Below are 12,005 nucleotides of genomic sequence, written 5' to 3' on the forward strand. Positions count from 1 at the left end.
TATAGCCTGTGTTTAAGACATCAGGGTAATTTGTGGAAAAAGGCTCACAAGCCACGTCTAATCCATAATTTGTGTGAAAATCTTCACAAACTCATGGCTAGCTCAGCTTTTCGATAAGCTAGTTAGGATGGGTTTAAAATTAGCAGAAATACTATCTTTTTTTGGTGCATCTTGATAACCACCTAAACGCTATGTCTAGGGGAAAAAACCGATTATTCAAAATCTCTATCGGCAAGACTGAGATGTTCTTAGAAAAATTGAATCAACTAGATTTGACTGTAGCATTTGATCAGCTAACACCTCGTAAACGAGAGGTCTTGAAGAAAATGTTAGCGGGCCAAAGCGATCAAGCGATCGCTAAGTCCCTACACATCACAGAAGCTACTGTCAGAAAACATGTGCAGCAGCTGTGCGAGAAATTTGAGCTGAGGAATGCACCAGGTGAACACTACTCACTCCGAAATCAGTTAATTGACTTATTTAGTGAATATCAGCCTAAGTTAGTCAATCCAGAGTTATTAAGTAAATATAAATCTTTCATCGTCCCACCGATGCCAGAGTCAGAAGGGCAACAAAAGCCAGTTCCTCTCTATGCTGACTTTTATGTCAAGCGCATTCCTTATGAAGATCAGTTGTTAGAGGCAATTGTCAAGCCTGGTGCTCTAATTCGGATCAAAGCACCCCAGCAGATGGGTAAAACCTCCCTGATTGAACGAGTTCTGGCTGAGCTCAGGCAGCAAGGTTATCAAGCTGTGACCTTAAGCTTTGAGTTAGCCGATAGTACCGTCTATAGGGACCTCGGCAAATTCTCACGGTGGTTCTGTGCCAGAGTTGGTCAGACTCTAGGGCTGTCAAATAAGTTGGATGAGTATTGGGATGATATTTTTGGATGTAATAGTAACACCACAGATTACTTTCAGGAGTATTTATTGGCAGAAATTGAAAGCCAGATAGTACTCGTTATAGATAAAGTTGATCTGGTGTTTGAACACCCCTTTATTGCTGATGATTTTTGTCGCCTTCTCCGTGGTTGGTATGACATCGCTAGGCGGGGCGATCGCAGTAGCGCTATCTGGAAAAAACTCCGGTTGGTGATAGTACATTCTACAGAAATTTATAGCTCCTTGGATATCAATCACTCACCACTGGCTAATGTCGGATTGGAAATTGAGTTGCCAGAGTTTAGCACAGAGCAAGTACAGGAGTTAGTCAGACGTTATGGACTGGATGGGAATCCCAGAGAAGTGGAGGAACTGATGGCGATGGTGGGAGGACATCCTTATCTGTTGCGCAAAGGTTTAGCTTATATTAAATATGATCAGATTACCCTAGCGCAACTGTTAGAGGTGGCACCCACAGAAGCCGGACCATTCAGTGACCATCTGCGACGCCACCTAGGAAATCTCAAACAGTCTCCAGAATTGGAAACTGCGTTGGAGAAAGTGGTTCAAGCACACAGCTGGGTAACTATCCCATCGGAGCAAGCCTTTAAGTTATATAGCATGGGGTTAGTAAAGTTGCAAGGGAATAGCGTCATGCCTCGCTGTGATTTATATCACAAGTATTTTTGCGATCGCCTTTGCCAGCGGCTTGAGCCTGAGTGCTGAGTGGGTCAGTTCAGAATCCATACTTCATATAACCTTAAACCTTAAACCTACCCTATACCGAATGCCTAGGGCGAACAACCTAACCGAAGGGAACGCCTAAGGCCAACAACCTTGGCCAATAGGCCACGCTACGCGAACAACCTTAAATTTTAAACCTTAAACCTTAAACCTTAAACCTACCCTAAACCGAACGCCAAAGGCGAACAACCTTGGCCTATTGGCCACGCTACGCGAACAACCTTGGCCTATTGGCCACGCTACGCGAACAACCTTGGCCAATAGGCCACGCTACGCGAACAACTGTCAACATTCAACTGTCAACCTACCCTAAACCGAACGCCAAAGGCGAACAACTGTCAACCTTGGCCAATAGGCCACGCTACGCGAACAAAAGTTAACAACTAAAATGACCTACGAATATATATACTCAGGGACTTTACCAGCCGATGCTCTTACCTATGTGAAGCGACAAGCAGATAATGATTTATATGAAGGATTGAAGGCTGGACAGTTTTGTTATGTATTGAACTCAAGACAGACTGGAAAATCTAGCTTACGAGTGCAAGTAATGCGTCGGCTTGAAGCAGATGGGGTTGCCTGTGCAGTAATTGATTTATCCATGGATGGTACTCAGCATGTCACTCTCGATCAATGGTATGCCAATATTGTCCGCTCTCTGGCTAGAGACTTCGACCTAGATATTAATTTACGCACTTGGTGGCGTGAGCGAGAAATGATATTTGCGGTGCGGCGATTGAGAGAATTTCTTGAAGAGGTTTTGCTCCAGCAAGTTACTCAAAATATTGTAATTTTTATTGATGAAATTGATAGCGTTCTTAGCCTCGATTTCCCCACTGATGATTTTTTCGCTTTTATTCGTGCCTGCTATAACCAACGTGTGGATAAGTCAGACTACCAACGCCTTACGTTTGCGCTACTTGGAGTAGCAACACCATCAGATTTAATTCAAGATAAAAAACGCACACCCTTTAATATTGGTCAGGCGATTCAGCTATATGGCTTTCAGTTGCACGAAGCACAGGGATTAGCGCAAGGATTACAAGGAAAAATTAGTAATCCCCAAGATGTCCTGAAACAGGTCTTGTACTGGAGTGGAGGTCAACCTTTTCTGACCCAAAAGCTTTGTAAACTCTTGTTGGATTCTGTATCTACTATCCCAACAGGTGGTGAGGCAGAGTGGGTTGACCAATTAGTGCGATCGCAAGTGATTGATGATTGGAAATCCCATGATAATCCGGAGCATCTTAAAACTATTCGCGATCGTCTTATTAAGAATGAGCAACGGGCTGGGCGATTACTGGGATTGTATCAGCAAATTCTGCAACGGGGAGAAATTGCTTCTGATGACAGTTATGAACAAATAGAATTGCGGCTATCGGGATTAGTGGTTGAGCAGCAAGGAAAATTAAGGATTTATAACCGTATTTATCAAGCTGTTTTTAACCAAAATTGGGTAGATAAAGAATTAGCAAATTTGCGACCGTATAGTAATGAAATTGCTGCTTGGTTAGACTCCGATTGTCAGGATACATCCTGTCTTCTGCGAGGACAACAGTTACAGGATGCATTAAGATGGGCCCTGGGTAAAAGCTTAAGCCATCAAGATTATCAGTTTTTGACCACTAGCCAAGAATGGGAAAAGCGAGAATTTAAAAAGGCGTTAGAAGAAATTCAACGGTATTCAGAAGCCAGACGACAAGGGAAACTTAATCCAGCCCTAGCGGCTACCACTAAGGAAACTATCTATGAGTCTCTTGAACACCTGACCCCAGAAAGTTTCAAATATATTGTTTCCAACCTTGAATTGGACTTAGGAGTTTTTAATCAAACCTTATCCATGATGGATACTCTGCTAGACCGAGAAGGGTTTGATTCCATTTTCAATGAAATGTTACGGTCTATCACCTTCAAAACTGGCGAGATACTACAGGCAGATCGCACGACTATTTTTTTATTAGATGAAGCCAAAAATGAACTCTGGTCAATTGTGGCAAAGGGTGAAGGAGGAGACTCAGAAGAGATTCGGATGCCTGCGGATAAAGGGATTGCTGGTTATGTTGCTCAAACTAAGAAAACTGTCAATATTCCTTACGATTTATATAACGATACCCGTTCTAATACTGCTAAGGAATGGGATACCAAAACTGGATACCGTACTTATACCATGCTGGCTTTACCCTTACTAGATGATAAAGGAGATTTAGTGGCTGTTGTCCAATTACTAAATAAGTTAAAACAACCGCCAGTTTTAGACGCGCCCTTAGCTGATAAAATTGATTTAAAAGGCTTTACACCAGAGGATGAAAAACTTTTTGCGCAATTCGCCCGCTCGATTCAAATGATTCTTAAATCCTCTCGGTTATTTTATAAAGCAGCTCAGAAACAACGAATAGCTTCAGCATTGATAAATGCGACACAATCTCTGGGTAAAAGTAGCTTGGATCTAGAAGAAACTTTGAATAAAGTAATGAATCAGGCTCAAGAGCTAATGTCTGCTGATCGCAGCACAGTCTGGATGTTAGATGAGGAACAGGATGAATTATGGACAAAAATTACGGTTGCTGATGGCACATTAAAAGAAATTCGGATTCCCAAAGGAGCTGGCTTTGCTGGTCAAGTTGTTACCACTAAACAGCCACTGATAATTCCGTTTGATCTCTATGACCATCCCAATTCAGAAACTGCCAAACAAACTGATAGTCAAACCGGTTATCGCACCTGTAGTTTGTTAGGGATGCCTGTGTTTAATGTTGATAATCAATTAATTGCTGTTACCCAATTAGTCAATAAAAAGAAACAGGGCAATTTTCCCCCATACAATCCCGCCGATTGGCCAAACCCTCCCGATTGCTGGAAGGCAAGTTTTGATCGCAGGGATCAAGACTTGATGGAAGCATTTAATATTCAAGCGGGTGTAGCGCTCCAAAATGCCAAGCTATTTAGTAAAGTCAAGCAACAACAGCTAGAGCAGCGAGATTTGGTCTTTAATGTATCCAGTGGTGTAATTTTTACCAATAAAACTGGTCAGATTATTCTTGCCAATGATCACGCTAAGGATTTCATTGGTTTGAAAGATATTGAGGAGAAGTCTTTACGGGACTTGCTCCACATTAAAGAGGGCAATTTTTCCCAATGGTTCGATGTAGCATTAGCTGCCAAGACTGAAGAAGAACGTCGGCAAGATTATTCAGCTCAAACCTTAGTATCCCATAATACTCAAGCAGAACACAGTGTAAATCTATGTATTATCTCTTGTCCTGATGCTTCTGATGTTAATCAGATTTCTACTATCCTAGTAATTATTAATGATAGTGGTGATGAGAAACAAAAACAGGATCAGCAAAAGCTAGTGCGTAGTGTGTCTAGGGTCAGCAATCTTTATGGTTGAAATTATTTCATAATTAGAAATGATGTGGGTTGAATTAAGTGATGACTTTGGACTAGGACCTAATGATTTAAGGTAAGGGTTATGTTCTATGATACAACTGTAGATGCAAAACTCCTGAATTAAAAATGTCCATATTTATTGATTCAAATATTGATGAAACTGTAGATGCAAAACTCCTGAAAAGACAAATTATGACCAATTTAAAATCAATATTATGAGATACTTAAGCGTTTTTCTTCTTTTTTTATAAACTCCTTGATTCCTTCTAATTTATAAAAATCCTTGACTTTTTTTCCGTCGTTATCAAGAACTTTATACCGATATAGACCTGGGGGGCCAATACAACCATCATTTTCCATAACTAAATCATAGCCAAGTTCTTTGAGTTTATCATAACAGCTGTTATGCTCTTCAACATCAATTTTGTTATAATCAACATTACACTTAAATTTTGGCTTGACCTCAGCCTCTACTTTATCAGCTTTCTGAGCAATTTTTTCCTCTAGAGATTTTACCCTTGATTTAATATCGTTTAAGTCTTCTTGCATGTACTTATTCCTCCGGAATTGAATTTCATTCATTCAATGTAAATAGAGTTTCAGTAAGTGTTTGTGATATAAATCAACTTTTGCTCTGATCTTTATCACTGGAGTTTAGACTAATTCTCGTTCACCAGAAACTTGGCTTCCCTGCATCTCATATTTGAAAATTTTGCGTAGCGATGCAGCGCGGTCTTGGGGGTTTCCCCCATGAGCGACTGCATCAAGACAGGGTGTGTTAGGGGAGCCTTCATTTTTCGCCTCGTAGTCAGGGTTTGGATAGCCCGCCCCGTAACGCACCACCGTGTCAAACAGCAAAAATGAGATGCACCCCTTGGCTTCCCTTGAGTAGTCACATTGACTTACTCAACTGAAACCCTTGATAAATAGTTATTACAACAATTTTTAAACCACTTGTGCTCAGGCAGTGCTATGATGGAATTTTGTGTACACAAGACGAGTTGAAAAGTTTCGATAACGCAGCCCTAATCCAAACTCGGCAAAAAAGACAAATAATTAAATCGCTCAAGACTATCTCAAACACTCTTTGGTGCTTGAGGCATTGGTTTCTATTCCTAATTACTTTTTATCAAGTTTCGTTAAAACCCAAAATTTACTCTAAAGTCCAGTGAATTAAAAATGTCCGTATTTCTTGATTAAACTCTTGATGAAACTGTAGATGCAAAACCCCTGAATCAAAAATGTCAGTATTTCTTGATTAAACTCTTGATGAAACTGTAGATGCAAAACTCCTGAAACGATAAATTATCACCAATTTAAAATCAAGATTATCCGATGCTTAAGCCTTTTTAGGTTGTTTCTCTAAATAGTCCTTGACTCCTTTTAATGTATAAAATTCAGCGACTTTATTTTCGTCGTTATCAAGAACTTTATACCGATATAGATTGGGGGCTCCAATACAACCATCATTTTCTACAATCAACTGCTTATAGCCAAGTTCTTTTACTTTGTCATAACAGCTGTTATGCTCTTTAACATTAATGTTGTTATGATCAACATTACACTTAAATTTTGGCTTTACCCCAGCCTCGACTTTATCAGCTATCTGATCAACTTTTTCACCTATATCTTTTAGAGTTGATTTAATCTCGTTTAACTTTTCTAGCACCTACTTATTCCTCCGGAATTTAATTTCATTCATTTCATTCAATGTAAATAGAGTTTCAGTAAGTTATTGTGATCTGAATCAACTTCTGGTCTGATTTTTATCACCGACATTCCATTAACACAAAAACCTTGTTACTCGCAAGATAAGCTATAGGATTTTTCTTTTTGTGAAAAAAATCTCTTAAGAAAAGGCAAGAGGCAAGACGCAATAGTTAATCAACTAGCTATGTATTACCACTACCTACTACCTACTGCCTACTGTCTACTGGCTAAAATTTACTTATAGTCAATACCTCAACGAATTTAAAACCGCTATAATGACTTGTCACTAACTTGAAACACCATCAAATGTTGGCTGGGTAAATCATTATTGGTTTCTTGCCAAATTAAATTAATGGATTCCATATCTTTTTTAACTTGCTTCTGAGTCATTTTATGCAAGCCCTTAATAGGAATAAGTGGGTTTTCCTTGCGATATTCTACTAGCACAACTCTTCCCTCTGTTTTAAGAGCTTTAACAATCGATTCCATCATTTCTCGGGGATATTCAAGCTCATGGTAAACATCTACCATTAAGGCTAAATCAATGCTATTTTCAGGAAGTTTAGGGTCAGTCAAACTTCCTAATATTGTCTCGACGTTATTAACATTGTTGTCTTCTGTTAAAAAGTCAATAACGTCGATCATTTCTGGCTGAATGTCTACTGCTAATACTTTTCCTTCAGGTACCAACGGAGCGATTCGAAAGCTAAAATAACCAGTGCCTGCTCCAATATCTGCAACAGTATCTGTAGGTCTTAAATTAAGAGCATCAATAACTACAGAAGGTTGCTCTTGGGATTCCCTGCTAGGGCGTTCCAGCCATAACATTTCCTGATGTCCCATTACTTTAGCAATTTCTCGACCCATATAGAATTTGCCAATGCCATCTTTGCTATGAAAAGAGCGGATTTTGTAAACTTCACTAGCATTGATGTTTGATTTTAGTTCCCCAGTATAGGTATAATTCGTTAGCACTAAAAATGGGATGAGTAAGACAGCGATCGCAACTGCCAAGATATATTTCGTGAAGTTTGCCATAGAAAATCGAACCAGTGAAAGTCCTGGGTATAACCGATGAATGCACGTAGATTATAAATTAACTATTTACAATTAACAAATCACTAAGGACCAGCAATAGAAAACCCCCGGCGAGTTGGTGGGTTTTCTGCTAACTGCACCTTGAAAGTGACGCGATCGCTAATGTCACCGCTTTTTACTTCCAATGTCCAATCCCCAGGACCGAGAGGCCAAAAGAAGGAATTGGATGAGTTGGTAGTTAGCTTTTCACCATTCAACCACCACTCGACCGACTCAGACTTTACCCCAGCCACCTTGAACTCTAGCCGTTGAACAGCACTATTGCTATCTTGATCCGATTCAGTAGGGTAGAGCATGTACAAATCCCCCTCCCGAGGAGACAAAATTTTCAGTTTTCCTGGCGCTAGATTTCCTTGGGGTTGTCTTGCTAACCACTCGTTGTATTCATCAGGTAAATTAACGATGTACTGGGGCGATTGCTGATTAGCTCCAACACTGGTCATCTGATAAAACGTATCGGATTGACGTTCGTAATCCTGGAGGTCGTCTGGATAGAAGTATTCCTGGACAACAGTTGGACAAGCAGGAGTGGGACGCAAACCGGAAAGGGCACACACTGGACGTTGGACTAAACCGGGAGGAGCTTGAAACGGAGCAGGTTCTTGAGATTGATGCAGGTGTAACATAATCCGATGCCAGAGGGGAGCAGCACCAATCACCCCAGACACTTGTTCCATGGGCTCACCATTAAAATTGCCTACCCAAGTGGCAACGGTATAGTTTTTCGTGAATCCCACAGTCCAAGTATCTCGGAAATTAGAAGAGGTGCCAGTTTTAACGGCAGCGGGAAAAGGTAAATTCAGTACTGAATCGACACCAAACCCCTGAGCACGAGCTTGAGGGTCACTCAGTATATCTGTGATTAATGCCCAGGTTGAAAGGGTTGAATGTTGTTCGCGTAGCGTGGCCTTTTGGCCAAGGTTAGGAGGTTGAAGGTTAGGAGGTTGAAGGTTAGGAGGTTGGAGGTTATTTGGTTTAAGGTTGAATAGTGGGCTTTGCGTACTTGGGGGATGATCTGACAATTGTTTGCTTCGCGCCATTCCTGCTCTTCCGTAAACCGACAAATCATCCCTATTTGGCGAGGGGCTAGATAGCTTAGTGACAAGGGATGTGGGTTTTCCAAGTCGTGCTAGGGTGAGGTAGGCGCGAGCTAGTTCCCAAAGACTGACTTCGCCACTACCTAGGGTTAATCCTAATCCATAATGTTCTGGAGACTGGGTTAGGTGTTCAAAGCCTAGTTGATGTAAGTGCAACAGAAAGTTTGATACTCCAACTTTTTCCAATACCCTAACTGCTGGGATATTAAGGGAATTGGCTAGAGCAATACGAATGCGAACTGGTCCGAGGAAGGTTTCGCTGTAATCGGTGGGACTGTAGAGTCTAGCTCCGGGAATCGGGTAATAGGTGGGGATGTCAGCTAAGACGGTGTTAGGACGAATAATTCGTTGCTCTAGGGCTAATTGATATAAAAAAGGCTTGAGGGTGGAACCGGGTTGACGTAGGGCTTGGACTCCGTCATTGCGTCCTAATTCAGCTTCGGAAAAGTAATCGGGAGAGCCGACATAGGCGTATACTTCACCGGATTGATTCTCAATGACTATAGCAGCAGCGTGATGGACATTTTTATGGGCAAGGTCGCGAACTACTTGCTGCACTTGGGCTTCAACAAATTCCTGTAGGGGACGGTCGATAGTAGTACGAATTTGGGAGGGATGTTCTGATGGTAATTGGTTGGCAACCAAGAATAAAAAGTGTGGCGCGGCAATTATTCCTTGCTGTCGAGGTAGTAGGGAAATGGCTTCTTCATAGGCTTGGTCTGCTTGAGTAGCGGTGATATAGCCATCTTCTACCATGCGCTTGAGCACATAGATTTGCCGCCGTTTGGCAGCATCCCAGTAATAATAAGGATTGAGATAATTAGGATTATTGGGTAGACCAGCTAATAGGCTGGCTTGAGCAACATTGAGTTCACTGGCGGGCATGCCAAAATAAATCCGAGCAGCAGCTTCTAAGCCATAGATATTGCCACCCATGGGGAGTCGGTTGATATAGGCTGCCAAGATTTCATCTTTACTCATCCCTGCTGCTAATCGCCAGGATAGCCAAATTTCTTGGAATTTGGCAGGTAGAGTGCGGGGGTTGGGTTCCAGCATCCGTGCCAGTTGCATGGTGATGGTGGAAGCACCACTGACAATGCGTTTCGCCTCAATGGCTTCAATTAGCGATCGCATAATTGCCCGCATCTCTAATGCCCCATGGTGATAAAACTCTCCATCTTCTGCGGCGAGAATAGCATGGATAAAGTGCTGGGAAATTTGATCGAGAGGGACAACCGCAGTATGGTCTTGGTCTCGACTGAGGATAGTGCCTAGGGATAAACCATTGCGATCACGAAATTCTACCGCTAGGTCATCTTGAACTAAATCTTTAGCACGAATGGGAGCGAGATAGGGAAGCGTACGCACCGTGATGCCAAGCAGCGCCAAGCCAAGGAATAGTTTTACAGCACGCCGATGTTTGGGATTCAGCCTCAACCACATTTTCTGTTTGATGATGTTAATCGAATTTCTCATCAGGGAAACAATCTTGTGTAGCTCATTACTATGAGAACCGTTATAACTCAATGGTTAGAGGAAGGCTGAGGTGGAAACCTGAGGTGATTAGAGCTTTGATCAAATAGTTAAATCAAACAAAGCATCGGAGCAATTTTACTGTATGTTTAAAGAACTATTAAGAAAACCTTGAATTAAACATGGATTTAAGAGTACAATTGGCGGAATCTCTGGATGAGACAACCTGGGACTTACTGATTCCTCATGTGAAACGAGATGCAGTATTGGTGGTGAATGAGGGACTGGATTTGTTGGATGTTGGGGTAGCGATCGCAAATGATGATGTGCTATCTGTCCAACATTGGATCAGTGAGCAGCTAATGCACAAGCCTTTACTTGAGCAACTCTCTAATTGGAACAGCAACCAGAACAAGCGGTTTCAGGCTCTGATTGTACAACCCTACGTACTGGTGCAAGAACTCTCAACGGACTTTACCAAAAAATTTGGGTAATCGCGCCCCGTCCTTATAGGACGGCTTTTTTTTAAACAATGGCCTTGACAGTTTGTACTAGGTGTGCTATTTTAAAAGTCTATAACAATAAACTAAAAAACTAGATAGATACTATCTAACCATAAGTAGGCAACGTAAAAAATATGTCTGTGATACATATTGCGTAATTTGGTCTAACGACTTAAAGGTCTATGAAAAATTTAGATAAAAAAAAGTATCTATCTATCTATATATAAAAAAGGTACGGTGGGGCACACCGAAACCTAGATCCATGATCAAGCACGCTTAGGTCGAATTGTCCTCTACTTTTTTTGGTTCCGACCTGCTATACGCAAGACAGCTCGTTGTTCGCGTAGCGTGGCCTACGGCCAAGTAAGAATCCCCGTTATTCTAGGACGGGGAGTGTCAATTGATTAACCTTTTCGAGGCTTGGCCTAATTCAGCCCCTGTATGACCTGTCGTCAACCACAGCAACGCCCTAGCCCCATCTCGCAAAGCTTTTTCAAAGGGTTCAGGAGACTTTCCGGAAGGAACAGGTAACGGCTTGAGAACAATTCCTCTACTGCCAAGCACGATATCACCAATCAAGCGAGCACGGCGCATATGATAGTCAGAAGTAATCAAATAGACACTATCGATGTCCTGAGCTTCTAACTGATCCACTAACGTGGTAAAGTTAGTCACCGTATCCACCGCTTTGTAGTCTAGGTGGAGGCGACTGACCTCAATTCCTTCCCGGGTAAATAACCGTTTAGCATATCCCTTCGGGCTGCCGGAAGATACCCAAATGTTGAGGTCTGGGTGCTTTATGGCAAATTTGGCAGCATATCTCTCCCGCGATTCAGATCCCCCTAAAACTAAGGCAACTTTTGGTTGCACTAAATAGCTTTCAATCCTTTTGTAACCAAACATCAGAGTCATTGCTAAAACGAGTGTCACCCATGGTATTAATTTAGCTTTATAGTTAGGGGCTGATGAGTGGGAGTGAATCCTGAAAATCATAACTCGAATGGATGTCGAATAGATAGATGGCGTTGTTTAACTCAAAGCGCAAGGAAAGCAGCTTTCTTTAGGGATTAGTCATTACTTGCTACTTGCTACTTGTTACTTGCTACTTG

Annotated in this window: 10 protein-coding genes; 4 read left to right on the top strand and 6 right to left on the bottom strand. The window is 41.6% G+C overall.

Annotated features, from left to right (window positions below):
- The first annotated feature begins 191 nt into the window (after window positions 1–191).
- The 3 genes from F6K64_RS13545 to F6K64_RS13555 all read left to right on the top strand — a co-directional run bounded on the left by F6K64_RS13545 (window position 192) and on the right by F6K64_RS13555 (window position 5,016).
- Window positions 192–1,607, top strand: coding sequence for an AAA-like domain-containing protein (locus F6K64_RS13545; RefSeq protein WP_008187846.1), 1,416 nt, complete (start codon window positions 192–194; stop codon window positions 1,605–1,607).
- Between the two features lie 209 nt (window positions 1,608–1,816).
- Window positions 1,817–2,005, top strand: coding sequence for a hypothetical protein (locus F6K64_RS13550; protein ID WP_131827224.1), 189 nt, complete (start codon window positions 1,817–1,819; stop codon window positions 2,003–2,005).
- Between the two features lie 8 nt (window positions 2,006–2,013).
- The gene (locus tag F6K64_RS13555) at window positions 2,014–5,016 is read left to right on the top strand and encodes an AAA-like domain-containing protein (protein WP_008187848.1); all 3,003 of its coding nucleotides are present in this window, start codon (window positions 2,014–2,016) and stop codon (window positions 5,014–5,016) included.
- A gap of 212 nt (window positions 5,017–5,228) precedes the next feature.
- On the opposite strand, the gene F6K64_RS13560 is transcribed toward F6K64_RS13555, so the two are convergent.
- From F6K64_RS13560 to F6K64_RS13580, 5 genes are all read right to left on the bottom strand, one after another.
- Window positions 5,229–5,564, bottom strand: a complete 336-nt coding sequence (locus tag F6K64_RS13560) for a hypothetical protein (protein ID WP_008187850.1) — start codon at window positions 5,562–5,564, stop codon at window positions 5,229–5,231.
- A 105-nt stretch (window positions 5,565–5,669) separates the two neighbouring features.
- The gene (locus tag F6K64_RS13565) at window positions 5,670–5,873 is read right to left on the bottom strand and encodes a hypothetical protein (RefSeq protein ID WP_131827223.1); all 204 of its coding nucleotides are present in this window, start codon (window positions 5,871–5,873) and stop codon (window positions 5,670–5,672) included.
- A 481-nt stretch (window positions 5,874–6,354) separates the two neighbouring features.
- Entirely contained in the window at window positions 6,355–6,684 is a 330-nt protein-coding gene (locus F6K64_RS13570; protein WP_008187854.1) for a hypothetical protein, read from the bottom strand.
- A 311-nt stretch (window positions 6,685–6,995) separates the two neighbouring features.
- Entirely contained in the window at window positions 6,996–7,763 is a 768-nt protein-coding gene (locus F6K64_RS13575) for a class I SAM-dependent methyltransferase (RefSeq protein WP_008187856.1), read from the bottom strand.
- An 83-nt stretch (window positions 7,764–7,846) separates the two neighbouring features.
- A complete protein-coding gene (locus F6K64_RS13580) occupies window positions 7,847–10,396 on the bottom strand; it encodes a penicillin-binding protein 1C (protein ID WP_502707912.1) in 2,550 nt (849 codons plus the stop codon).
- Between the two features lie 179 nt (window positions 10,397–10,575).
- On the opposite strand from F6K64_RS13580, the gene F6K64_RS13585 reads away from it, so the two are divergent.
- Window positions 10,576–10,887 (top strand): DUF2288 domain-containing protein, encoded by a 312-nt coding sequence (locus F6K64_RS13585; protein WP_008187864.1) that lies wholly within the window; start codon window positions 10,576–10,578, stop codon window positions 10,885–10,887.
- A gap of 405 nt (window positions 10,888–11,292) precedes the next feature.
- Here the strand turns inward: F6K64_RS13585 and F6K64_RS13590 are convergent, their stop codons facing one another.
- Entirely contained in the window at window positions 11,293–11,889 is a 597-nt protein-coding gene (locus F6K64_RS13590) for a YdcF family protein (RefSeq protein WP_008187866.1), read from the bottom strand.
- Window positions 11,890–12,005 lie beyond the last annotated feature (116 nt).

It is taken from the genome of Moorena sp. SIO3A2 (assembly GCF_010672265.1).
Classification (GTDB): Bacteria; Cyanobacteriota; Cyanobacteriia; order Cyanobacteriales; family Coleofasciculaceae; genus Moorena; species Moorena producens.